The organism is Atopobacter sp. AH10, from assembly GCF_003664595.1.
Taxonomy (GTDB): Bacteria; Bacillota; Bacilli; order Lactobacillales; family Aerococcaceae; genus Atopobacter.
Genome location: NZ_QXPZ01000036.1, coordinates 1 through 25768 on the forward strand (window position 1 = coordinate 1; position 25768 = coordinate 25768).

At 40.7% G+C, this 25768-nt stretch carries 22 protein-coding genes, 1 riboswitch and 1 other annotated feature; of the genes, 2 read left to right on the forward strand and 20 right to left on the reverse strand.

Annotated elements, in window-relative coordinates; all coding sequences use genetic code 11:
• Window positions 1-577 precede the first annotated feature (577 nt).
• Window positions 578-1354 (forward strand): A24 family peptidase, encoded by a 777-nt coding sequence (locus D3H64_RS10595; protein ID WP_121565635.1) that lies wholly within the window; start codon window positions 578-580, stop codon window positions 1352-1354.
• A gap of 50 nt (window positions 1355-1404) precedes the next feature.
• Here the strand turns inward: D3H64_RS10595 and D3H64_RS07520 are convergent, their stop codons facing one another.
• Entirely contained in the window at window positions 1405-1629 is a 225-nt protein-coding gene (locus D3H64_RS07520; RefSeq protein ID WP_121565636.1) for a DUF3343 domain-containing protein, read from the reverse strand.
• A 9-nt stretch (window positions 1630-1638) separates the two neighbouring features.
• Window positions 1639-2730 carry a YedE family putative selenium transporter gene (yedE, locus tag D3H64_RS07525; protein ID WP_121565637.1) on the reverse strand — a complete coding sequence of 364 codons (1092 nt, stop codon included), beginning with the start codon at window positions 2728-2730 and terminating at the stop codon, window positions 1639-1641.
• Between the two features lie 350 nt (window positions 2731-3080).
• Window positions 3081-3244, forward strand: a riboswitch (M-box (ykoK) riboswitch).
• A 130-nt stretch (window positions 3245-3374) separates the two neighbouring features.
• On the opposite strand from yedE, the gene mgtE reads away from it, so the two are divergent.
• Window positions 3375-4778, forward strand: a complete 1404-nt coding sequence (gene mgtE / locus D3H64_RS07530; RefSeq protein WP_233554918.1) for a magnesium transporter — start codon at window positions 3375-3377, stop codon at window positions 4776-4778.
• 359 nt (window positions 4779-5137) lie between these two features.
• On the opposite strand, the gene rpoC is transcribed toward mgtE, so the two are convergent.
• From rpoC to gltX, 18 genes are all read right to left on the reverse strand, one after another.
• A complete protein-coding gene (rpoC, locus tag D3H64_RS07535; protein WP_121565638.1) occupies window positions 5138-8788 on the reverse strand; it encodes a DNA-directed RNA polymerase subunit beta' in 3651 nt (1216 codons plus the stop codon).
• 30 nt (window positions 8789-8818) lie between these two features.
• On the reverse strand, window positions 8819-12454 hold the full coding sequence (gene rpoB / locus D3H64_RS07540) for a DNA-directed RNA polymerase subunit beta (RefSeq protein WP_121565639.1): 3636 nt from the start codon (window positions 12452-12454) through the stop codon (window positions 8819-8821).
• A 444-nt stretch (window positions 12455-12898) separates the two neighbouring features.
• On the reverse strand, window positions 12899-14173 hold the full coding sequence (locus tag D3H64_RS07545) for an amidohydrolase (protein ID WP_121565640.1): 1275 nt from the start codon (window positions 14171-14173) through the stop codon (window positions 12899-12901).
• A gap of 32 nt (window positions 14174-14205) precedes the next feature.
• Window positions 14206-14808: a class I SAM-dependent methyltransferase gene (locus D3H64_RS07550; protein ID WP_121565641.1), complete on the reverse strand. Its 603-nt coding sequence runs from the start codon at window positions 14806-14808 to the stop codon at window positions 14206-14208.
• 471 nt (window positions 14809-15279) lie between these two features.
• A complete protein-coding gene (locus D3H64_RS07555) occupies window positions 15280-15720 on the reverse strand; it encodes an Hsp20/alpha crystallin family protein (RefSeq protein WP_121565642.1) in 441 nt (146 codons plus the stop codon).
• A gap of 476 nt (window positions 15721-16196) precedes the next feature.
• Entirely contained in the window at window positions 16197-16565 is a 369-nt protein-coding gene (gene rplL / locus D3H64_RS07560; RefSeq protein WP_121565643.1) for a 50S ribosomal protein L7/L12, read from the reverse strand.
• 60 nt (window positions 16566-16625) lie between these two features.
• A complete protein-coding gene (gene rplJ / locus D3H64_RS07565; RefSeq protein WP_121565644.1) occupies window positions 16626-17129 on the reverse strand; it encodes a 50S ribosomal protein L10 in 504 nt (167 codons plus the stop codon).
• Window positions 17130-17163: 34 nt separating this feature from the next.
• Window positions 17164-17284, reverse strand: a sequence feature (ribosomal protein L10 leader region).
• A gap of 46 nt (window positions 17285-17330) precedes the next feature.
• On the reverse strand, window positions 17331-18023 hold the full coding sequence (rplA, locus tag D3H64_RS07570; RefSeq protein ID WP_121565645.1) for a 50S ribosomal protein L1: 693 nt from the start codon (window positions 18021-18023) through the stop codon (window positions 17331-17333).
• 107 nt (window positions 18024-18130) lie between these two features.
• The gene (rplK, locus tag D3H64_RS07575) at window positions 18131-18556 is read right to left on the reverse strand and encodes a 50S ribosomal protein L11 (RefSeq protein WP_121565646.1); all 426 of its coding nucleotides are present in this window, start codon (window positions 18554-18556) and stop codon (window positions 18131-18133) included.
• 190 nt (window positions 18557-18746) lie between these two features.
• On the reverse strand, window positions 18747-19301 hold the full coding sequence (gene nusG / locus D3H64_RS07580; RefSeq protein WP_121565647.1) for a transcription termination/antitermination protein NusG: 555 nt from the start codon (window positions 19299-19301) through the stop codon (window positions 18747-18749).
• A gap of 149 nt (window positions 19302-19450) precedes the next feature.
• Entirely contained in the window at window positions 19451-19621 is a 171-nt protein-coding gene (secE, locus tag D3H64_RS07585) for a preprotein translocase subunit SecE (RefSeq protein ID WP_121565648.1), read from the reverse strand.
• A gap of 54 nt (window positions 19622-19675) precedes the next feature.
• Window positions 19676-19828 (reverse strand): 50S ribosomal protein L33, encoded by a 153-nt coding sequence (gene rpmG, locus D3H64_RS07590; RefSeq protein ID WP_121565649.1) that lies wholly within the window; start codon window positions 19826-19828, stop codon window positions 19676-19678.
• Between the two features lie 245 nt (window positions 19829-20073).
• On the reverse strand, window positions 20074-20685 hold the full coding sequence (locus D3H64_RS07595; RefSeq protein ID WP_121565650.1) for a sigma-70 family RNA polymerase sigma factor: 612 nt from the start codon (window positions 20683-20685) through the stop codon (window positions 20074-20076).
• 51 nt (window positions 20686-20736) lie between these two features.
• The gene (locus tag D3H64_RS07600) at window positions 20737-21279 is read right to left on the reverse strand and encodes an NYN domain-containing protein (RefSeq protein ID WP_121565651.1); all 543 of its coding nucleotides are present in this window, start codon (window positions 21277-21279) and stop codon (window positions 20737-20739) included.
• Window positions 21276-22166, reverse strand: a complete 891-nt coding sequence (gene rlmB / locus D3H64_RS07605; protein WP_121565652.1) for a 23S rRNA (guanosine(2251)-2'-O)-methyltransferase RlmB — start codon at window positions 22164-22166, stop codon at window positions 21276-21278. The genes D3H64_RS07600 and rlmB overlap by 4 nt, the downstream gene beginning before the upstream one ends.
• Window positions 22159-22659 (reverse strand): Mini-ribonuclease 3, encoded by a 501-nt coding sequence (locus D3H64_RS07610; RefSeq protein ID WP_233554919.1) that lies wholly within the window; start codon window positions 22657-22659, stop codon window positions 22159-22161. The genes rlmB and D3H64_RS07610 overlap by 8 nt, the downstream gene beginning before the upstream one ends.
• Window positions 22625-24052: a cysteine--tRNA ligase gene (gene cysS, locus D3H64_RS07615; RefSeq protein WP_121565654.1), complete on the reverse strand. Its 1428-nt coding sequence runs from the start codon at window positions 24050-24052 to the stop codon at window positions 22625-22627. The genes D3H64_RS07610 and cysS overlap by 35 nt, the downstream gene beginning before the upstream one ends.
• Window positions 24053-24172: 120 nt before the next feature.
• Complete coding sequence (gene gltX / locus D3H64_RS07620) at window positions 24173-25645, reverse strand: glutamate--tRNA ligase (protein WP_121565655.1); 1473 nt, start codon at window positions 25643-25645, stop codon at window positions 24173-24175.
• Window positions 25646-25768: the final 123 nt, after the last annotated feature.

Sequence of the window (25768 nt, forward strand, 5' to 3'; positions counted from 1 at the left end):
CCAGCGTTCGTCCTGAGCCAGGATCAAACTCTCATGAAAGAAAGTTGAATTAGCTCAACGATTTTGCCTACTGGCACGATTGGTTATCCAAAACCAATCAGAAATTTTAGGTTTGATGTGACTGCTTGAGTCAACATCCCCTACACATTTTGGTGCGTCTTTTTGTTCAATTGTCAAAGGTCAACCGTTGTCGTCTTATAGAAGCGACAACTATTACATAATAGCATTTCGAAATTCATTTGTCAACAACTTTTTTATTTTTTTGAAATCTTTTTGACAAATGTCGCCGTCCTTCTTCGAAGAACGCATTAAATATACTAACACAGAAGCTTTACCTTGTAAAGATAAAAAATAATTTTTTTTGCTTTTTACCAATTCTATTTTAAAAAAGGAACTATCCTTTCTTCATTTTTATGCGCCATATCTTTCAGGAGAAGAAGACTTATTTATTATTTTTGACAGAAAGTTTATTTTCAAAAAAACGCACATCATTTTCCCTTTTTGTTGCGTAGTTTATTACCGAAGTAGAAAATCATCCTTCTTTTGGCTGCCTAATTTTTATCGGAGGTAAAAGTCTATGGAAAAAAACTATTTTGCCCCTGCCTTTTCTTGTGTTTTACTCTTTTTTTATGGCAGTTCTTTCTTTTCCTTTTTAACCGCCCAGTGCACTAGATGGATTTACCAAGTACCGCGTCGTTCTAGATCTTATTGCTTCCATTGCCAGACTAGCCTACGTTGCTTTGACTTAATCCCTGTCTTTTCCTATATCATTCTTCGTGGTCGTTGTCGCTACTGCCACTATCCCATCCCCTCTTATCATCTATTCGGGGAAATTTGCGCTGGCATCTGGACTACTGGACTTTTTTATGGGACTTCCCCCTCTCTTTCTAACTGCCTTGCTTTTCTTATCGGTATTTTACTTTTAAGTTCTAGCGTAGTCGATTGTATGATCCTTTCTATACCCGATCGCTTTTGGATTCTCATGTTCTTCTTGATCCAACTTTCTCCATCTCCCCACCATTACTTTGCCCTCTTGTTAGTCTACTTTTCTCTTTGGTGTATGAGCCTATCTCTAAAGGGGGGCTTAGGTGGGGCAGATATAAAAGCTTTATCCCTTTTAGCTTGTTACCTTCCTTTTTCCCCATTTATCTTACTCAATTTACTCGCTAGTGGACTAGCCCTAGTATGGCAAGCTTATTATTTCTTTAGGCACCGCAAAACAAAAAAAGAGCTTCCTTTTCTACCTTTTATTGCACTTTCTTTCATCCTTGTTTATCTTTTTTCAAGTCATCTTTCCTTTCCTATTCTTCCTCTGTTAAAGTTTGACAGCTCTATAAATTTTTGCCCTTCTTAATTTAGCTCACCCAAAAAGGTCACCTACCTCCTTGGTGACCTTTTCCTTTTTTATATTTCTTGGATCTTTTCTATATTAATAGCTTGACTAGCTAAAATACCCTCAAGAGCTTCTCTTTCTTCTAGCCCACTTCGAAAAGCCAACCCACAACCAGCCGACATTTGCCTAGGAGCAGCTACCAGGCGTCCTTTAATGCCATGAGCCTTACACGTTTTCTCACAGGCTATAGCATCGGCTGTTGTAGAAAATGTGAGATAAAGATATTTTTCCCCCATCTAATACCCTTATTTCTTGGAACTGTAGCGGAAAGCAATAATAAATAAGATAACAATAGACAGTATTACAGCTATTTGCCCTGCTATACCTGGTCCACCGGCAACTGCTGGAGCTTCTGCTGTTGCAGCCATAGCAGGCCCCGAAGCCAAAGCAAAATTATGTGCCATAGCAGCTCCAACCATCATCCCAATTGTTGTGACAATACCATCACCATGGCCAGTCCCCGCTAAAACCACTTGGCGTACTGGGCAACCTCCAAAGAGAATACCTGCTAATCCTACAGCAAACATAGACAAGAAATTCCAAAGATGTTGCGCATGAGCAATTGGGCCAAATGGGACAAGTGCAAAACGTGAAGTAGCTATATTAAAGATCGTTAAAACAATAAATAAGCTAACAATCGGCGTTATCATCTTAAAATCTCGAATCATGATAACATTACGAAATGCTCCAGCAAAGCATAGACGTATTTTCTGAGCAATTGCACCAAAAATTAAACCTGCTACTAAGGATAAGGCTACATTGGCATGGAAGCTACCTGGCCCCATTTTCGAAAAATGGAACATACTTGGTACAAGCAGGAACAGAATGAATAGGCCAGCAAAAATAACTGGCAGAACGTAACCATTCCCCTTAGCCGTTTCTTCACCCTTAGGAAGAGAAAATCCACGTTTAAGGAAGTAGACCCCAGCAGATACCCCCACAATAAAGCCAATCAATCCAACAACAGCACTAAGATCCCCAGCAGCTAAACGAATGACCATACGTAAAGTACATCCTAAGAAAACTAAGGCATTTATCATTAAAATAAGTCCGCCGACAAATCGTAAGCCCGGATTAGCCGAACTAGTCGGTTTGAATTCCCCAGAAACTATAGCCGCAATGAATCCTCCACAAATAATGCCAACAATTTCCGGTCTAAAATATTGCACTGGTGGTGCAGAATGAAGACCGAGAGCCCCCATAATATCTCGAATAAAGCAAGCCGTACATAAGGCCATATTCCCAGGATTTCCACCGACTGACAGTAGGGCAATAAGACCTGCCAATACCGCACCTAGGATCGCTAAAGTTCCGATTGAATCTAACTTTTTATGCATTGTACTTCTCCTTTCTTTTTTCACCATTACTGTGGGATCCTTCAGAAAGAGTCAATTACCTCTTCCCCTGTATAAGCATTCATTCATAAAAATACGTTCATGAAAACCTATACTAGCTCTAGACCCAACATTTTAAATATATCATAGATATTTGTTTTGTTCAAAATTAGAACCGCTATCATTTGCTTTTCCTTCAAGCTTTCATAATTTACTTTCATGTTTTTGTAGCTTTAAATTATTGTATTCTTTTATAATCCTCCTCTTTTTATTCAATCAGTAAATCTTTCTTAAAAAACAGTTCATCTGCTATTGTTTAATATGGGCAATGGGCTATAATATTAGTGGAAATTGAATAACCTTGTTAGGTGAGGCTACTGAATTAGAGACAAGCCACTGCCCAGAAATGTCCAAAGACGCCAATGGGTCAGCAGAATTTCTCGAATTAAGGGATGTTCTAATGTGGCTGGTTCTGCCTATGCTAATCAGAGCTAAAATCGATACGATGAGGTGCAGATACCCCTAGAGATCTACTGGTAATCACACGCTCTCATTCAGCGTGTTTTTTTGCATTTTTTACTCTGCAACACGGTCGTTCGACTTCCAAATATATCGGTTCAGCCGATCGAGGAAAGGTGAGGGATGTTATGGTAACAAAAGATGAAGAACGCTTGCTACGAATGGAAGAGGAAAATAATCGAGCGAGTAAAGCTTATAGAGATGACATCTTAGCTGCAGGGGAACAAGGAGATCGTGAACGTTTTCGAGATCTTTTCCTTAAATTACATGAAAATGACCAAGTAGAACTATTTATTGAATTACCCAAAGAAAAAAAGGCTAGAATTATCAATTTTCTAACTCCGCTTGAATTCTCTGAAATTTTCGATTGGATGGAGCAAGAAGATCGTGAAGAATCTTTAAACTACTTGCCGAAAGATTACTTGAGAGAAGTATTTTCCTATGTAGCGGATGATAATGTGGTCGATTTTATCAACGGCTTAGAAGAAGATAAACGTCAAAACCTTCTAGAAATGATGAAGCCAAAAGACCGTGCTATTATCGAACGCATGCTTCAACACGAAGCCAAAACAGCCGGCGCCATCATGACCACCGAAGTAATTACTGTAGATATTAACGATACCGTAGATAACATTATCCAAACTATGAGGAATATTGGCCACCGCGCAGAAACTTTTTACTATATCTATGCTGTTGATGAACAGTTTCATCTCCAGGGGGTAGTCTCTATTCGAGAACTTCTACTTTCCCCAGGTAATACACCAATGAAGGATCTGATGAACACACAAATTGTCTCTGTTCATGTGATTGATGACCAAGAAGATGTCGCCCATGTCATTCAAGAGTATGACTTAGTTGCGGTTCCTGTTATTACTATTGATAATGTTCTCCTTGGAATTGTTACTGTCGATGACGTTATGGATATTTTAGAAGAAGAAGTTACTGAAGACTTCCACCGCTTCGCTGGTATTTCAACTAGTGATGAAGAAGATGATGACGAAGAATCTGTCTTCCAAATCGCCAAACACCGTGTACTCTGGATTGTTATTCTTATCTTCTTAGGATTAATTTCGGCGAACTTAATCGCTATGTTCGAAAGCACTATTTCCAAGGTTGTCGCATTAGCAGCTTTCATGCCCATTATCATGGACTCTGCTGGTAACGTTGGAACCCAGTCTCTAGCTGTTTCCGTTCGACGCTTAACCATGAGCGAGGAATCTGAAGAAACCTTCTTCTCCATCATGATAAAAGAATTTTTAGCCGGTGCCCTTATTGGATTGGCTGCTGGAATTTCTATTTTCTTCCTCTCTTTCTTCTTATACAAGAATATTGTCCTTTCTGGAATTATCGCTGTCTCCATGTGGGCAACCTTGAGTGTATCTACTGTTATTGGTTACGTGGTCCCTGGGCTATTCGACCGCGTAGGAATTGACCCTGCCGTTGCTTCAGGACCATTTATTACGACGATCAATGACGCTTGTGGCCTAATGATTTATTTCTCTTTGGCTACCTATCTTTTACACCACCTCTAAAGCTCATAAAAAGCAAATTCTCCTTATATAGAAGGGGCTAGGCAAAGCTAAGTTCTAGCGTTTTATCCAATTGCCTTTTTGAGGAATTCTGGCATTTTGTCAAGTTTTGTTGTTGCCATTTTTTAGAAAAGATGATCTTCTTCGCCAAAAAGTTTTATATTATATGTATAATTCATCAGCATTTTCCCTAACGACAAGCAAACAAAATAGCACGTCAATTGTACATTTGTCTGTACTTTTGACGTGCTATTTGCTATCTTATTTAGAACTTTTTATAAAGAGGTTTTTGCCCTAGGGACTGTGTGTTTGCATCTATTTCTTAGATACCCTTTTACATAAGCTCTAGCTAGACATTTCATTTATTCTTTTGAAGATCCCTCAGCTGAAACATTTTGCACTTGACCATCAGACAAGCGATATGCAGAGTTGGTTAATTCTTCTGTTTCTGTAGAAGGCTTCATCTTCCGGTAACGTTGCATCCCTGTCCCAGCAGGAATCATCTTACCGATAATGACATTTTCCTTCAAGCCGAGCAAGGTATCACGTTTACCTCGAATGGCTGCATCAGTTAAGACACGAGTCGTTTCTTGGAAGGAGGCAGCAGATAAGAAGCTGTTAGTTTCTAAAGATGCCTTAGTGATCCCCAGAAGAACTGGTCTTGCTGTCGCAGGCATTTCGCCTGACTTAATCACCTTATTATTAGCATCCAAGAAGTCTCCAATATCCATCATTGTTCCTGGCAACAAGTTAGTGGAGCCTGGATCCATGATCCGAACTTTTTGCAACATTTGGTTAACCATTACTTCAATGTGTTTGTCGCCAATTTCTACCCCTTGCATACGGTAAACTTTTTGCACTTCACGTAAGAGATAGTTTTTAACTGTCAAGACATCACGAACACGGAGCAACTCTTTAGGATCAATAGACCCTTGCGTCAAGGCTTGACCACGTTTGACATGGTCCCCTTCTGCTACCTTCACACGAGAGGTATATGGAATTTCGTAAGTACGAGTATCCGTTTCTCCCTTTATCGTCATGCTCTTTTCACGAGCAATTGGGTCTTCATCAATAGAAATAACTTCACCGGTTACCTCTGTGATCACCGCTTGCCCTTTAGGATGGCGAGCTTCAAAAATTTCTTGAACCCGAGGCAAACCTTGAGTGATATCGTCCCCAGCAACCCCACCAGTATGGAAGGTACGCATGGTCAACTGAGTCCCTGGTTCCCCGATAGATTGAGCGGCGATAGTTCCGATTGCTTCCCCAACTTCAACTTCTGAACCGGTTGCCAAGTTGCGGCCATAACACATCTTGCAGACCCCATGACGAGTATCACAAGTAAAGGCTGAGCGTATGCTTACCTCTTTGATCCCAGCATCAACAATCTTACGAGCGATATCTTCTGTCATCATTTCATTCTTTCTGACAATAATTTCGCCTGTTTCCGGATGACGGACTGTCTTGTGAGCATGGCGGCCAATTAGACGTTCTTCTAATGGTTCAATAACCTCATTGCCTTCCATAATAGCAGAGATCTTCAAGCCACGATCTGATCCACAATCCGTTTCACGAATAATAATATCTTGCGCCACATCAACCAAACGACGAGTTAAGTAACCAGAGTCGGCGGTCTTCAAGGCCGTATCAGTCATCCCTTTACGAGCCCCGTGAGTGGAAGCGAACATTTCTAAGACGGTCAACCCTTCACGGAAGTTAGACGTTACCGGTAATTCCATGATTTTACCATTAGGAGCGGCCATCAACCCACGCATCCCGGCGAGCTGAGTAAAGTTGGAGATATTCCCCCGCGCCCCAGAATCCGACATCATGAAGATAGGGTTTCGGTCATCCAAGGAATCCATCAATTCATTTTGCAGTTCTTCCTTCGCTACGTTCCAAGCTTCAATAACTCGTTCATAACGCTCTGCATCTGTGATTAACCCACGACGGTAGAGTTTGGTAATTTGATCCACTTTCTTATGGGCTGCTTCTAGAATTTCTGCCTTGGTATCCACAACAGTAATATCTGCTATACCTACTGTTAAACCAGCACGAGTAGAAATATGATAACCCAAATCTTTCATGCGGTCCAACATCTTAGAGGTTTCAGCAATCTTGAAGCGTTTGAAGACTTCGGCAATGATATTCCCTAAGTTTTTCTTCTTAAACGGTGATACCAACTTAGACTCTTTAATGACTTGACGAATGTCTGTCCCTGGTTCTACAAAGTATTTATCAGGGGTTTGAACTTCTAAGTTTTCAGCCGTTGGTTCATTCAAATATGGGAATTCATCTGGCATGATTTGGTTAAAGATAATCTTCCCGACAGTCGTTAACATCAATCGTTCTTTTTGCCAATCAGAGAATGGTTTTTCCTTCAAGGCTTTAGGATCGAAGGCAATACGCGTATGTAGGTGAACACAACCATTTTCATAAGCAAGGATTACTTCATCTACGCTAGAGAAGATCATCCCTTCACCATTCTTGCCTTCTTCTTCCATGGTGAGATAATAGTTCCCCAAGACCATATCTTGAGAAGGAGTAACAACTGGCTTACCATCTTTAGGGTTCAAGATGTTTTGAGCAGCCAACATTAAAATACGGGCTTCAGCTTGAGCTTCTTGGCTAAGTGGTAAGTGAACAGCCATTTGGTCCCCGTCGAAGTCGGCATTATACGCTTCACAGGCTAATGGGTGAAGACGGATAGCCCGCCCTTCTACCAAAGTAGGTTCAAAGGCTTGGATCCCTAAACGGTGCAAAGTAGGTGCCCGGTTTAATAGAACTGGGTGTTCTTTAATGACTTCTTCCAAGATTCCCCAAACGTCATTATCAAATCTCTCGATCTTCCGTTTAGCATTCTTGATATTAGCGGCCATTTCCCGTTCAACTAATTCTTTAATCACGAATGGTTTAAAGAGTTCAAGAGCCATTTCTTTTGGCAAACCACATTGATACATCTTAAGGTTTGGTCCAACGACAATAACAGAACGGCCAGAATAGTCTACACGTTTACCCAATAAGTTTCCACGGAAGCGCCCTTGTTTCCCTTTCAGCATATGAGACAGAGATTTTAATGGGCGATTACCAGGGCCAGTTACTGGACGGCCACGTCGACCATTGTCAATCAAGGCATCCACGGCTTCTTGGAGCATACGTTTTTCGTTTTGAACAATGATATTCGGAGCGTTCAAATCCAACAAGCGTTTCAAACGATTATTCCGATTGATTACCCGACGATAAAGGTCATTCAAATCAGAAGTTGCAAACCGACCCCCATCAAGTTGCACCATTGGGCGTAAATCTGGAGGAATAACTGGAATAACATCCAAGACCATCCAAGTTGGATCATTGCCAGATTCTTGAAAGGCATCTAAGATATCCAAACGGCGGATAGCCCGAGTCCGTTTTTGACCCGTTGCAGTCTTTAACATTTCACGTAGTTCTTCAATTTCTTTATCAATGTTGACATTGGCCAGGAGAGTTTTCACTGCTTCTGCACCCATGGCTGCTTGGAATCTGTTCCCAAATTGACGTTTGCGTTCACGGTATTCCCGTTCTGTCAACAATTGTTTCACTTCCATACCAGTATCACCTGGATCAGTTACCACATAGGAAGCAAAATAAATGATTTCTTCCAAAGCACGAGGGCTCATATCTAACAATAAGCCCATACGAGATGGAATGCCTTTAAAATACCAAACATGGGAGACTGGGGCAGCTAATTCAATATGCCCCATGCGTTCCCGACGTACTTTAGATCGAGTTACCTCTACTCCACAACGTTCGCAAACTTTACCTTTTTCACTCATGCGTTTGTGTTTACCACAAGCACATTCTAAATCTTTTACAGGACCAAAAATCCGTTGACAAAACAGCCCGTCATTTTCTGGTTTTAAAGTCCGATAGTTAATTGTTTCCGGCTTCTTAACTTCCCCATAAGACCAGCTACGAATCTTTTCTGGAGACGCTAAGCCAATGCGCATACTTTCAAATTTATTTACATCAATCAAAGGGCTAACCTCCCATTCCGATTAGCAATTCTAATCCATCGGGGTTTCATCAGAAGATGTTTCAACAGTTTCACTTTCATCTGCTAAATCTTCTTCTAAATCTTCCGTGTCATCGTTTACCAGATTCTTTTCTTCTTCATATTCTCTAGTAGCAGGTTTAGAAGAGAATGCTTCTACCTTGCCATAAGAAATGCTGGCTTCTTCTTCCATACCATTCAAATCAATTTCTTCGTCATTTTCATCAAGGATCTTCATATCCAAACCAAGCGATTGCAATTCTTTCACTAAAACGCGGAATGATTCTGGCACACCAGGTTTAGAAATTGGTTGACCTTTAACGATAGCTTCATAAGTTTTCACACGTCCAACAACATCATCTGATTTGTAGGTCAAGATTTCTTGTAGTGTATGAGCAGCACCGTAAGCTTCCAGAGCCCAAACTTCCATTTCCCCGAAACGTTGCCCCCCAAATTGCGCCTTACCCCCTAAAGGTTGTTGCGTAACTAAGGAGTATGGGCCTGTCGAACGAGCATGCAATTTATCGTCAACCATGTGAGCTAACTTGATCATGTACATAACCCCAACAGAAATGCGGTTATCGAACGGTTCACCTGTACGTCCATCATAAAGAATAGTCTTGGCATCCTTAGCCAAACCTGCTTCTTTAACGGTACCCCATACATCAGTATCTTGCGCCCCGTCGAATACCGGAGTCGCTACATAAATACCTAGCTCACGAGCAGCCATCCCCAAGTGCAATTCTAGCACCTGACCGATGTTCATCCGTGAAGGCACCCCTAATGGGTTCAACATGATATCAATTGGTGTCCCATCTGGTAAATATGGCATATCTTCTTGCGGAAGAATACGGGAAACGACCCCTTTATTCCCGTGACGCCCAGCCATCTTATCGCCTTCGTTAATTTTACGTTTTTGAACGATGTAAACTCGAACAAGCATGTTGACACCTGGAGCAAGTTCATCCCCATTAGCTCGAGTAAAGATCTTGATATCTCTAACGATACCGCCACCACCATGAGGAACACGTAAGGACGTATCACGAACTTCACGCGCTTTCTCACCAAAGATGGCATGTAAAAGTTTTTCTTCTGGAGAAAGATCAGTTACCCCTTTAGGTGTGATCTTCCCAACCAAGATATCTCCATCACGAACTTCTGCCCCGATACGGATAACACCCATTTCATCTAAATCCTTCAAGGCATCTTCGCTAACATTTGGAATTTCACGAGTAATTTCTTCAGGTCCAAGTTTCGTATCTCTGGCATCTGATTCAAATTCTTCAATATGGATTGACGTGTAGACATCATCTTTCACTAAACGTTCGCTCATGATGACCGCATCTTCGTAGTTATAACCTTCCCAGGTCATGAAAGCAACTAACGGGTTTTGCCCCAAAGCTAATTCTCCATCTTCCATAGATGGACCGTTAGCAATGATATCCCCTACTTCAACTTGCTCGCCCAAATGAACGTTAGGTCGTTGGTTATAGCAAGTTCCTGAGTTAGAGCGTTGGTATTTGACAATTTCGTACTTATCCAACTGACCTTCAGGACGGCGAATCCGAATTTCATCCGCATCAACATATTCAACAACTCCATCATGGCGGCAAATTAAAGCTGCCCCTGAGTCATGAGCCGACACATATTCCATCCCAGTTCCTACAAATGGAGCTTTAGGGTTAATCAACGGCACAGCTTGCCGCTGCATGTTAGCCCCCATCAAAGCACGGTTAGAGTCATCGTTTTCCAAGAAAGGAATACATGCCGTAGCTACTGCAACTACTTGTTTTGGAGAAACGTCCATGTAGTCCACTTGTTCAACAGAAACTTCGATATTTTCACTTACTCGACGCGCCATAACAACGTCTTCTACAAAACTACCATCTTCATTTAACTTGGAGTTAGCTTGGGCTACAGTATATAAGTCTTCTTCGTCAGCTGTGAGGTAATCAATCTTATTGGTTACCTTGTGCGTTCTCCAGTCAACACGACGATAAGGTGTTTCAACAAATCCAAATTTATTAATCTTCGCATAAGTGGACAAGGAGTTAATCAAACCAATATTTGGTCCTTCAGGCGTTTCAATTGGACACATACGGCCATAGTGACTGTAGTGAACGTCCCGAACTTCATAACCCGCACGGTCACGCGTCAACCCACCAGGCCCTAAGGCAGATAGACGACGTTTGTGAGCCAACTCAGAAAGAGGGTTCGTTTGGTCCATGAATTGGGACAATTGGCTAGAACCAAAGAATTCTTTGATCGCCGCCACTACTGGACGAATATTGATTAATTGTTGTGGGGTAACAGTAGAAATGTCTTGAATAGACATACGTTCACGAACCACACGTTCCATACGACTTAAACCGATACGGAATTGGTTTTGTAAGAGTTCCCCAACTGAACGAATACGACGGTTCCCTAAGTGGTCAATATCATCAGTTGTTCCCATTCCTTCATAAAGGTTAAGGAAGTAGCTCAAAGAAGCAATCACATCACTAGCTAATAAATGTTTAAAATCTTCATGAACATTTCCATTACCGATAACATGTACTACACGGTCTGAATCTTCTTTTGAATATACCTTAAATAATTGGATAACAATTGGCTCTTTGATCACCCCATCTTCAGATGGCGTTAAGGTTATTTCATTCAAACCCTTTTCCAAATAAGGTGCCAATTTTTCCATCAAAGCCTTGTCGACCACATCCCCGTCTTTAGCCAACAATTCACCAGTTTCTTCATCCACTAAGTTTTCTGCTAAGGTTTGATGCATCAAGCGTGTCTTCAAACTTAATTTCTTATTGATCTTATAACGACCAACTGGTGCTAAATCATAGCGACGTGGATCGAAGAAACGAGCGTTTAGGAGGTTACGAGCACTTTCTGCCGTTTTAGGTTCGCCTGGACGTAATCTTTCATAGATTTCTTTCAAAGCTTCTTCTGTCCGGCTATCAGAGCTATCTCTGTGGATATCTTTTTCAATCGTTAAACGTAATGTTGGAGAATCCCCAAAGAGTTGCAAAATTTGATCGTCCCCACCAAAGCCCAAAGCTCTAACAAGAACAGTCAATGGGATTTTCCGAGTTCGGTCAATACGCACATAAGAAATATGCTTAGCGTCTGTTTCATATTCTAGCCAAGCCCCACGGTTAGGAATCACCGTAGCTCCATAACTTTCACGTCCATTTTTATCCACTTTATCATGGAAATAAACGCCAGGAGAACGAACGAGCTGAGAAACGATAACCCGTTCAGCACCATTGATAATAAAAGTCCCCATGTCCGTCATCAATGGGAAGTCGCCAAAGAAGACTTGTTGTTCTTTTACTTCACCTGTTTCTTTATTCACCAAGCGCAAATTAGCATACATTGGTGCAGAGTAGTTCGCATCGTGTGCCCGAGCTTCTGCTACCGTGTATTTTGGCTCTTGCAATTCATAATCTAAAAATTCCAACGCCAAATTCCCTGAATGGTCTTCGATTGGAGAAATGTCTTGGAACATTTCAATCAAACCCTTTTCCAAGAACCATTGGTAAGAATTGGTTTGAATTTCGATCAAATTCGGTAATTCCAACACTTCACCGATTCGGGCATAAGACCGCCGTACCCGGTGTTTCCCATAATTGACATTATGTCCTAGCAAGATTTCCACCCCTATATCCAAAAAGTAATGCTACAGTTTTATTACGAATATTAACTTTGTGTTACAAATAAGAAAAGAGCCCTTTTTTTGACAAAAAAAAGACAAAAGTTCTGAATTCTCGGTAGAATTTTCCCTTTTGTTCGCAATTATGTGCACAGTGGACAATATTTCACTGGGCACAGACTATTTTCCAACAATCGTACCAGATAAATTATACAGATTTTTCCTCCTATATGCAAGCATTTTTCTGAAAGTTTTCCTTAACTGCTTGCTTATTCAAATGTTACAGCCCCCACTCCTATTTTATCTTCTCAAGCACCCCAAAACGCATCCCCCCCATTGAAGCATCGACTTAATTAAATTTATCCTTTTCCCCTTTCCTATCCTAGCTTTTAATACGACAAGGCTGACTCCTCCCCTAGAGAAAGAATCAGCCTTATATGTTTATTTATTCCCTATAGGATTTGTCATCAAAAAACGAACGAGATCCTTAAACAAATCCAGTCCTGTTATCAAATCCTCTTCGTTGAAATCAAAAGCTTCTTGATGATGAGCCGCCTTTAAATCAGAGCCCAACATAAAATGCATGGCCTTTCCACCATGTTCCTGTACCCTATTCAAGAACAAAGCGACATCTTCTGATCCCTTCATCGAAAAGTCCGATAAAGCATAGCCCTTGTTTTGAAGGAAGATAGTGAGTTGATCATGAAAAAGTTTATCCTTATCATACCAAGCTTCTGCGCGCCCCTTACAAGAGCTTTCTAAATGACAGCCATATTGAATAGCTGCTCCTTCTAAAATCCGTTTTACCCCTGCTTTTAAATCCTCCATGACTCTTTCATTACTTCCCCTTATTTCTAAGGCAAGCTGCGCATGGTTAGCTACGATATTCCTTCCACTCCCTCCTTCAATTTTACCTACGTTAATCCTTGCCAGTCCATTAGCATCTTGAGGTAGGCTATGCAATCCCAAAACCGCACTAGCTGCTGCAAGTATAGCATTACGCCCTTCTTCTGGGTGGGCTCCGGCATGAGCTGACTTTCCGGTAAAGATGGCATCAATTTTTTCGGTTGCCAGTATATCTTCAGTCCCTACACAAATTTTTCCACTGGCTAAACCCATCCCTATATGCATCCCAAAGAAATAATCTACTTGCTCTAACCACTTTCCATTCACTAAGGCATTGGCACCACGAACGCCTTCTTCAGCTGGTTGAAATACTACGATAAATTTCCCTTTAAGTTGCTTTGCATGTTGAGCTAACCATTTCGTGAACATAATACCAATAGCCATATGCCCATCATGACCACATGCATGCATTGCCCCTAGATGATCGGATTCAAAGTGTAATCGATGGGGAAGATGATCTTCATCCGTCGACTCTTTTAAAGGCAAGGCATCAATATCAAATCGAAAGCCAATAGTCGGCCCTTCCTTTCCGGTTTCGACTACAGCAATAGCTCCGGTATATCCCTCGAGAACCTCTTCTGCTTTTTCAATAGCTAGGTGTAGGCCAGACGAATAGCGTTCTTTTTCTTCTTTAGTCGGCAAGCCTAAACGCTCCCCAGCGTAAATCTCTTTTCCATAATGCAAGAGAATGCGATCATCTTGCAAGGCCTTAATTAAATGTTCCGTTGTACGATATTCCATCCAACCAGGTTCTGCCAAACGATGAAACTCCCGTCTTAACTCTATTAATGCTTTACTATCTTCTTCCATCTTCCTATCTTTCTCCTAACTCAGCGTCTCATTCATTTTTGAACTGATAAAATCCAATAGCCCTTTTCTCTCGCAAGCCTATCGACTGACCCGAAAGTTTTTTCTAAAGCATCCATTGCACTTGGCGCCCCCTGTTTTTTTTGAATAACGCAAACAAATCGGCCCCCTTCTCTTAAATGATCGTAGGATTCTTTTAATATGCGATGGACTACTGCTTTACCCGCTCGGATAGGCGGATTAGAAATAATCAAGTCATAGTCATATTTTCCAACTTGACTATAACCATCAGACAAAAAAACTTCACCTAACTTAATGCCATAGCGTTGTCGATTTAATCGCGTTAATTCTAAAGCCCTTTCGTTCACATCAACTTGGTCAAGTTCGATGGAAAATCCTCGGCTTAAACTAATTCCCATTACCCCATAACCACAACCTACATCTAAAAGAGAATGGGCCTCCTGCAACCATTCTTCTGGGATACTTTCAATCAATATACGGGAGCCAAAATCAATCCCTTGACGAGAGAAGACGCCATGATCAGTAGTAAATTCATAGTCTTTCCCACGTAATTTGGCTTGTACCAAGCTAGGTTTACTTTTTACATCAGGTTGCTGGCTATAATAATGACTCGTCATCAGCTTCCTCCTTTTTAGCTTCTAAAACACTTTTAATGGCTTTAGCAACAAAGTCTTCTCTAGCATTTTACCATCTTTCCCTAAAGAAAATGATCTTTTGCCTAACTTTCTCTCAAAAAGAAACTTATAAAACTGAAGGCAATTCCTTTCTATAAAAACCAGAGAGAGCAGTTAAACTCTCTCCCTTCATATGCTCCTATGATTGCTAAAAAAATAACTAGCATTCAATCAGCTGACCTTAAGTCTTTTTGACTTACAAATAGAAAAGAGGTTGAGAATGACATCTCAACCTCCTTAAAATGATAAATTGACGTGGATGGCAGGCTACTTGTCCTGCAAGAATAGAACTCGATTCATCTCTTAGACTAAAATCTATCAAGAGATATATCCTATGAGTTTATCTCTCAACTGGTCAAAGTAATTCCAACTTCATGGTCAAGCCTTGAAAGGATTTACCTTCACCACTTAATCTTAGTCTTCGATAGGAATCGCTTTAACTGAATCTTCTTCTACAGCTAAAGGTTTCTCTACATCCAAATGTAAAATTCCCTTATCGAATTTTGCTTTAATTTGTTTTTCGTTGACTTTATCTCCAACATAGAAGCTACGTTCCAAATATCCACTATAACGTTCTCTGCGAATAAAGTTACCTTCATCATCTTTTTCTTCTTCTTTATCGCTATGATCTGCCTTAATAGTCAAATAACCATCTCTCAAGCCAATTTGTATATCTTCTTTTGAAAAACCTGGAAGATTGATAGTTAATTCATAAGAGTTTTCACTCTCCTTAATATCGGTAGGCATGCTAGGAAAAGCTGTTCGGTTATTTCCCCATACATCTTTAAAAGGATCAAAAGACGAAGACATGAACCGATCAAAATCAGCATCTCTAAACAAGCTAGGTAACAACATACAGCATTCCTCCTTAATTGATCACTCTTCTTAAGTGATAGAGGTCAAATCTCTTTCTCTCAACCTCTGACTATAGCTTAGTCCTTTGGTCAGTATTTGTCAACATTTTTTACTGATTTTATTTGACCTTTATATTTGAGTTGTATTGTCAAGCTTTTAAAGAAGGGCTATTTTACAATTCATATCTTATAAAGGATTTAGCCTTATTCATTACCCTTTCTTCATTATAGCTAGTCGTCATTTATTTTACATTTTGCTCTCTACACCCACATGAAATTAATCGACCCGCTAATGAAGCACTGGGTAAATTTCTTGAAGGCTATTGAAAAAAAAAGAGAGATTTTATAAAGTGCAAAAAATCACTCCCCCGAAGAAGAGTGATTTTCTCTAAAAAATTTACAACAACAAAATTTGACAAAGTGCCCATACAAAAAAACGCCTTCCCATAACGGGAAGACGGCAGATAAAAGAATAGACTACTTCAATTCTACAGAAGCGCCAACTTCTTCTAATTTAGCTTTCATTTCTTCAGCTTCAGCTTTAGCTACGCCTTCTTTAAGAGTTTCAGGAGCGCCATCAACTAATGCTTTAGCTTCTTTCAAGCCTAAACCAGTGATTTCACGAACAACTTTGATAACTTTGATCTTAGAGTCACCAGCAGAAGCCAATACTACATCGAAGTCAGTTTTTTCTTCAGCAGCACCATCAGCAGCACCAGCAGCTACAGCTACAGGAGCAGCAGCAGTTACGCCAAATTCTTCTTCGATTGCTTTAACGAGTTCGTTTAATTCAGTTACTTTTGCTTCTTTAATGTCAGCAATGATTTGTTCAATATTTAAAGCCATTATTTTTCCTCCTTAGTTAGGTAAGTTCAGTTAAATCTTTATATATACGCTAGGCGACCATTAAGCAGCTTCTTCGCCCTTTTCTGCAACAGCTTTGACTGCCAAAGCAGTATTGCGGATAGGTGCTTGAAGAACAGATAGCAACATGGATAGCAAGCCTTCGCGACTTGGTAGAGTTGCAATTGTGTTGATTTCTTCGAGTGTAGCAACCTTGCCTTCGATAACGCCACCTTTGATTTCCAAAGCTTCTGCTTTTTTAGCAAAGCCAGCAACAATCTTAGCTGGAGCTACAACGTCTTCACCACCGAATACAACAGCAGTTGGACCTACGAAGCTATCATTCAAGCCTTCAATACCAGCTGCTTCAGCTGCACGACGTAAAATCGTGTTCTTGATAACTTGCATGCTAATGCCTTCTGCACGTAATTGGGAACGTAATTCCGTTACTTCCGCAACAGTAAGACCTAAATAATCAACGACTAATACAGAACCTGCTTGACGCATACGATCTGCTACTTCATCAACAATCGCTTGTTTTTGTTGAATTACTTGTTCTTTTGCCATTCTTTCACCTCCAAGCTTTAGTTAAAATAGAGTTTTTTTTAATAAAAAAACTCCATGCCTGAAGACATAGAGATACACATACACTGTATATTTCTCCCTCGGTAGGATATTAAGGAAAAGCCACCTACTGTCTTCGGAACATATCACTTGTCCGATTGTACCAACAAGGGCACAATCGGTCAAGTCTTTTTTACTAATTTATTAGACTAATTCATTAAAGTTAACTTTGACCCCAGGACCAAAAGTAGATGAAATAGTCATAGAGCGAACGTAGCGACCTTTAACAGCTGCTGGACGTAAGCGAAGAATGTTTGCATGGAAAGCTTTTAAGTTTTCGATTAACTTAGCATCGTCGAAGGAAACTTTACCAACTGGAACTTGTACATTACCAGCTTTGTCCGTACGGTAAGTGATCTTACCAGCTTTGATTTCTTCAACAGCTTTCTTCACATCCATTGTAACTGTACCAGTCTTAGGGTTTGGCATCAAGCCTTTAGGACCTAACACACGACCTAAGCGACCAACTTGGCCCATCATGTCTGGAGTAGCTACAACAACATCAAAATCAAACCATCCGTTTTGGATCTTTTCTGCTAATTCTGCTTCCCCAACATAGTCAGCACCTGCAGCTTCAGCTTCTTTAGCTTTTTCACCACGAGCGAAAACTAATACGCGTTGAGTCTTACCAGAACCATTAGGCAATACAAATGCTCCACGTAATTGTTGATCTGCTTGACGTGTATCCAAGTTCAATTTATAAGCTACATCGATAGATGCATCAAATTTAGCGAAGTCTAATTCTTTCACTAAAGCTACAGCTTCATCGAGCGAGTAGGCTTTGCCTTTTTCGATTTTTTCTGCAGCATTTACATATTGTTTACTCTTTTTAGCCAATGTTATTCCTCCTATTTTGTGGTTTTAACGGGTAGACCTCCCACGAAAGCTCTTTGGTACATAGGACCCTTGGCTGGAGCTTTCAATTGTCTAGCACCTTGCGAAAATTATTCTTTAACTTCGAACCCCATCGAACGAGCGGTTCCTTCGATAATACGCATTGCTGCTTCGACATCTGCTGCATTCAAGTCAGGCATTTTTGTTTCAGCAATTTCGCGAACTTGGTCACGAGTTACTGTTGCGACTTTCTTCTTGTTAGGTTCCCCAGAGCCTTTGTCGGTCTTAGCCGCTTTTTTCAATAAATCAGCTGCTGGAGGGGTCTTCGTTACGAAATCAAATGAGCGATCTTCATAAACACTGATCACAACAGGAATAATGTAACCTGCTTGTTCTTGAGTCCGCGCATTGAATTCTTTACAGAAGCCCATGATATTAACTTGAGCTTGCCCCAATGCAGGACCAACTGGTGGAGCAGGAGATGCTTTCCCTGCAGGAATTTGCAATTTAACGACATTTACAACTTTTTTAGCCACGAAACTGACCTCCTTGTTTGTTCGTGATGTGGTTGAATGGGATTCCTATTTCCCTCCCACACTTGTTCATGACTTGGACTTCTCCAGGACATGTACTGCGGTATTTTACCATAATGTAGCGAGTTTAACAAGATAGTATTCTACTTTTTTTCGCTATTTTTTGACTTTTATTTCAATTTTCCCATCTCTACTAGAGATCTTCCTTCTTCACTTGGAAGTATTCGATTTCTGCTGTCGTTTCTCGTCCAAACATTTCGACTGTTACGCGGAGCGATTGTTTTTCATCATTCTTCGCTTCTACACGACCAGACATCCCCGTAAAGGCCCCATCAGTAATCGTCACATAATCCCCAACTTCGATATCCAATTCAATTTTCGGTGTTTCCTTGCCCATACGGCGAAGAATAACTTCAATCTCTTCATCTAGTAAAGGCGCTGGTTTACTCCCTGCCCCATGTGAGCCTACAAATCCCGTGACACCTGGTGTATTTCGCACAACAAACCAAGCTTCATCAGACATAATCATTTGAACCAAAACATAACCTGGGAAGGTATTTTGAACTTTGGTCTTTGCTTTACCATCTTTGATTTCGACTTCCTCTTCTTCAGGAACAATAACGTCAAAAATATTATTCTCCATCCCCATGCTATTTTTTCTCAATAAGAGATTCTCTTTCACTTTATTTTCATAACCAGAGTAAGTATGTAAAACATACCACTCTTTACCTGTTTCAATTGTTTCCATCTTGGCACCTTTCCTTTTCCTTCAACATTCTTCCCTACATAATTCTCTCTTCAAACTTGCTTAATAGCCTATATTTTTTTCTAAACAAAAAACCTCTCCGAGGACGAAAAGGTTTGTTGCATAGAACTTCTACAAAATAGTTTACCACATTATCGGATGAATGTAGAGAAAAGTTTATCGATCCCGTAATCTGCCAGAGCAAAATAAACCACAAAAAGCATGACTGCACTGATAACTGTCACAGTATAACGATTCACTTCTTCGCTAGTTGGCCAAGTTGTTTGACGCATTTCATCCATTACGTTCTTCAAAAAACCCATCATTTCACCTCATTATTGCCTACCCACTCATGGGCTGTCCTACTTTTTATAAGTCTACTTTGTTTCCTTATGTGGCGTATGCTTGCCACAGTACCGGCAAAACTTGTTGATTTCAATCCGTTCCTGCCGATGATCACTCGGGTGAATAGTGTAATTACGCGAGCCACACACTGTACAAGCTAACCCTGTCTTTTTCTTCTTGACCAAGAGACAGACCTCCTTTGCCGATATCGCTCAACTTGTCCTCGATAATAGAGCTAACAAGTCCTCCTTAATCATAAAGAGGCCCGTCCTCTTTGTCAAATGAAAAATGCGCTTTTATCACTATTGAAATACATCCTAATCCTTACAATTGACTTTTCCTGTAACTAGATGCTTTTTTTATTTCTGAAAATCATCAGCTTAATTCTCTAGAGGTCTATAGCTAGCTTCTCTCTATCCCATTAGAATAGCTAACTTGATCTCTTGTCATGTGAGCAAGTGTCATCAGTTTTTAAACTAAGGTGTAACTTCTTCTTACATCTTCGCCTAGCAGAGCCGATTTGATCTACAGTCAAATGTAGATCATTGGCAATATTTTCATCAGAATAACCCGAAAGCATCAGTGTAAACACACGATCTTCCAAAGGGGACAGACTAGCACGATAAGTTTCTAGACTTTCATTGATTATAGCGGATGTCTCTGGCTTTTCAATAAAGGCAATCCACCTTAATATATCCTGTCCACTATCCATAGTCGAGTGGAAATCTTCTATCGATACCTGTTGTCCTAAACCTCGCCATTCACTATATTGTTTACGCATCAAGCTACATAGGCGATTTTTCCAAGCTGTTTTAAAATAAAAGGCAAATCCATATGCCTCTTGCTTTTTAAACATCTTCGCAGATTTAAACAGAACTATACAAGCTTCTTGAAAATAATCTTCTGCCGTCATCCCTTTGATCGGATAAAGGGCCTGATACTTATAGATCAAATTTTTGAAGCGCTCCACCAACTGAATAAAATAGTCTTCGTTCTCATCTTGCTGAAAAAGAACGACCAATTCATCGACAGTTTCCTCCATGGCTCTTCCTTTCTCACCATCAATTCCATCCTGTCAGATTAGTCGTTCTCTTTATTCTTTAGATGATCCATCTTCTTGACTCAAGTCATGCAACAAGTCTTTTAATTGTAGCAACTGATCCGCTCTCCAAGGAGAATGACGTTTGACCCCGTGTTTACGATAATCACGGCTCTCCAAAACGGCTCGTTCATGAGCCTCAGCCACATCCTTGTATAGTTCTCGAGCTGACTTTCTAAGGGCGCCTTGCTGAAAAACTAGCCATTGTTCAGCTAAATCGCTCGTTGCCACCGTAATCAAAAGCAAGGGCGAAAGACACTCCCTAACTGTCCGCTCAATATAACTATCGGCCGTTTCACCTTCCTTAGTGTAAACAACGGATAGTTGATACTGATCATAGACTTGTTCAATACCTGGGACAAACTGGGCATCAAAAACAACAACAATCGCAGTTTCTGTCAATTTAGCATACTCCGATAAGCGAAAAAGGAGTTCATCTCGTGCTTCTTCTAACTGATTCTTCTTCTGATAGTTTGCAAGGGTCGGCCAGGCGCCGATGATATTATAACCATCCACAATCAACAGGCGCCGCTTCATGACAACTTCCGCTTTCTTAAAACTTCATACGCTAGAACGCCGCAAGCCACTGAAGCATTCAAACTTTGAACATGTCCTATCATTGGAAGGGTAAGCAATTGATCGCAATTTTTCTTCACCAGTGGGGACATCCCTTTTCCTTCGTTACCAATAACTAGCACTAAAGGTCCTGTCGCATCCCATTCTGTGTAAGATTCACCCTGCATATCCGTTCCAAAGATCCAACAACCTCTTGCCTTTAAAGTTTCCAAAGTTTGGCTAAGATTGGTCACTCGGACAACTGGCACATGCTCTATAGCTCCTGTAGAAACCTTTGCTACTGTACCTGTTAGAGAAACACTACGATGCTTCGGAATAATAATCCCATGACACCCAACTGCATCTGCTGTCCGTAAAATAGAGCCCAAATTATGTGGATCCTCTATACCATCCAACATGATGATAAATGGTGGTGCCTGTAATTCATCCGCTAAGTCAAAAATAGCTTCCAAAGGCTGATAGCTATAAGCCGCTCGACTCAAAACAAAACCTTGATGGGCAGCCTGATGACTTAATTCAGCTAACTTTGTTTTTGGAACAAATTGGATAGGAAGCCCTTTCTCTTTAGCTAGCTTCAGTATAGTCTGGCTATCCTTTTTAGACAATCCATCCTGAACAAATAATTTGTTAAAGTCCACTTCAGAGGTCAAAGCAGCGTGGACAGCATGTTTGCCGTAGATCATCTCACTAGAGAAATCCCCGCTTTCTTTACCTTTTTTCAAGTTATCTTCTTTATTATCGTTAGCTTTTATCAGACGTTTTTTCGATTTAAATGTTGATTTAACGCCGTTCCTTCCTACTTTCGTCCCAGAGCGAGGGCGAGACGGACGCTCGTCTTTTCTAGCCATTAGCTTCCTCCTTCCCCTTTTCAGCATTCATTTCAATTACTTCTATAGATTTTTGGATCAGTTCCCCTAAGCGCTCCTCCTGCCCATCTAAGGACAAATAGCCCATAACCGCTTCAAACCCAGAAGCAATTCGATAGGTCACGATATCACTATTTTTGGCAGAAGTATGCGATTTAGCATTGCGCCCACGCTTAAATACAGCCAGTTCTTCTTCTGTCCATTCTCCTCTATCGATCATCGCTTGAGCAATTTTAGCTTGCGCTTTGGCAGAAACATATTGGGTGGCTTTTCGGTGCAAGCGATTAGGTTTAGTCAAGCCCGCCTCTAAAAGGTAGCGTCTAATCCCCACGTCGTAGACAGCATCCCCTAAAAAAGCTAGAGCCAATCCATTAGCTTGGCTCCTAAGAGGGCTTGCTTTTTCTGCATTTTCTTCTAACGATTTGAGTAAGGCCTTGTCCTTAATCATTATTTTCACGTCTCCAACGGGTTCCATGATTAGTATCTTCTAAGATAATCCCCTTAGCCTTCAATTCATCCCGAATACGGTCAGCTTCTCTAAAATCACGACCTGCTCGAGCTTCATTCCGCCTATCAATGAGTTTTTGAACATCTTCATCCAAAAGCTCTTTCGCATCTTCTTTTACTTCTATCCCAAAGACTTCCAACAAGCGAACCAAGAGTTCTCGTCCAGCTTTCAGCTTAGCCACTGAGGTCTCTTCTTTTGCCGTTTCCAAATTGAGTGCTTTGCTCAGTTCAAAGATAATTCCCAAGCCATTTGGCGTATTAAAATCATCGTCCATAGCTTCGATAAATTTCGAATAATAAGAGTTAATCTCCTCTTCTTCCTCTACCGTTAAACTTTTACCTTCAGCTGTTTCTTGTCCCAAACGGTAATCGATATTCGCCATGCAGGTTTTGAAGCGTTCTAAATTACTTGCAGCTTCTTTCAATTTCTCTTCACTAAACACGAGAGGGTGACGATAATGAGCAGAAGACAAATAAAGACGCACTACTTTAGGATCTACTACTTTGATTAAATCATGTACAAGAGTAAAGTTCCCTAAAGACTTACTCATTTTTTCCCCATCAGCCGCGGTTACAAAACCGTTATGTAGCCAATAATGAGCAAATTCTTGACCATTATGCGCTTCACTTTGGGCTATTTCATTTTCATGATGAGGGAAAGTTAAATCATGCCCACCTGCATGTATATCGATTGTCTTCCCAAGATAGTGCCCAGCCATAACAGAACATTCAATATGCCAACCAGGGCGTCCTTCCCCCCAAGGAGAGGTCCATGATATCTCTCCTGCTTTAGCACTTTTCCATAAAGCAAAGTCTACCAATTGCTCTTTCTTCCGATCGTCTTCAGAAGCCGTTCGTTCACTTGCACCAGCTTTCAATTCACTTAAACTTTGATCGCTCAACTTTCCATAATCTTTAAAGTGGCTTGTCCGATAATAAACATCCCCTTCTGATTCATACGCATAACCCTTGTCAATTAGATCACTGATAAAAGAGATGATTTCATCCATATGATCCATAACACGTGGATGGACAGTAGCTGCTTGAACGTTTAAAGCCCCAGCATCTTCAAAAAAGGCGGCAATATATTTGTCCGCTACTTCTTTCACACTTAGCCCAGTTTCTTTGGCTACACGAATGACTTTATCGTCCACGTCAGTAAAATTGGAAACATAAGTTACCCTGTATCCTCTAAATGTCAAATACCGCCGAATGGTATCAAAAGCAACCGCTGAACGTGCATTCCCAATATGGATATAGTTGTAGACAGTTGGCCCACACACATACATCTTTATTTCACCTTCAACAAGAGGTTTTAACGTTTCTTTTTGCCTAGTTAATGTGTTATATAAACGGATCATCCCTTCACTTCCTTTCTAAACTTCTCATCGGGCAGAGTCCTTTGATTTATCCTGTAAAATTGGACAAAAGCAGTCGGAATTCCGACTGCTCTTTCATCCTGTCTTTCCTATCTTATCTGTTTAAGCTATAGCTTTTTCAGCAATATCTAAATGATGGAGGACACGTTCTTTTCCTAACATTTCAATCATCTCACCAATAGCTGGCCCATGGGCACTTCCACTGGTTGCTACACGAATAGGCATGTAAAGATTCTTACCCTTGATTTTAGTCGACTTTTGAACAGATTTTATAGCAGCCATCACATTATCTGCTGTCCATTCATCGGTATTTTCAATTGCTTCCCTAAAAGCTTTCAAAACAGTCGGAACTTGTTCCCCTGCAAGAATTTCTTTTTCATGTTCCCCAAAACTAATAGATTCTTCAAAGAACAAGTGAGCCAAGTCAACAATTTGAGCTGCATAAGCCATTTGTTCTTGGTAGAGTCCAACAATACGTGTTAACCATTCTGCTCGTTCAATAGCTTCTTCCTTAGTGACTAAACCAGCCTTGATCAATTGTTCAATGGCTAGAGGAGCTACAGCATGTAAATCTGCTTTCTTGAAGTATTGGTTGGCAATCCATTCCAATTTCTTATTATCGAAAGCTGCTGGAGATTTCCCTAAACGATCTGCATCAAAGATGTCAATAAGCTCTAAACGAGTAAATAATTCATCTTCCCCAACTGGAGACCAACCTAAAAGGGCAATAAAGTTGAACAAAGCTTCTGGCAAATAACCTAGATCCTTATATTGTTCAATAAATTGCAAGATTGTTTCATCTCGTTTAGACAACTTCTTCCCAGTTTCAGAATTAATGATCAAGGTCATATGCCCAAATTTTGGAGCTTCCCACCCAAAGGCTTCATAGATCATCAATTGTTTAGGCGTGTTAGCAATATGGTCATCCCCACGAAGAACATGAGTGATTTCCATCATGTGATCATCCACTACTACAGCAAAGTTATAAGTTGGCATGCCATCACGTTTTTGGATAACAAAGTCTCCACCTACACTTCTTCCTTCGAAGCTAATTGAGCCCTTAACTATATCGTCAAAGTGGTAAACCCCATCAGTTGGCACACGGAAGCGCACCACAGATTGTCGCCCTTCCCTAATAAAAGCTTCTTCTTGCTCTTTTGTTAAATGGGCGTGTTGTCCTCCATAATGAGGCATTTCTCCATTTGCACGTTGAGCTTCACGTTCAGCCTCTAATTCTTCTTCCGTCATGTAGCAACGATAAGCCTTGCCTTCATCTAACAATTGTTGGATAAGGGGGTCATAGATCGCCCGACGTTCGGATTGACGGTAAGGACCATATTCCCCTTTGAAATCTGGACCTTCATCCCAGTCCATCCCTAACCAATGCAAATTAGACAATTGGCTACTTTCACCATCTGCTATATTCCTTTTCAAGTCGGTGTCCTCGATACGGATCACAAAGTCCCCACCATGGCGACGTGCGAATAAATAATTAAATAGTGCTGTTCGAGCGTTCCCAATGTGCAAATGCCCTGTTGGACTTGGTGCATACCGCACACGAATTCGATCTGACATATTTCTCTTCCCCTCTTTAGAAATCATTCAGCGCTATTATATCACAAATAACCCCCAAGGTAACCCGATCAGCCCATTTCTCTAGGACTTTGCAAGCATTTTTCACTACTCGCCTTCTTTTTT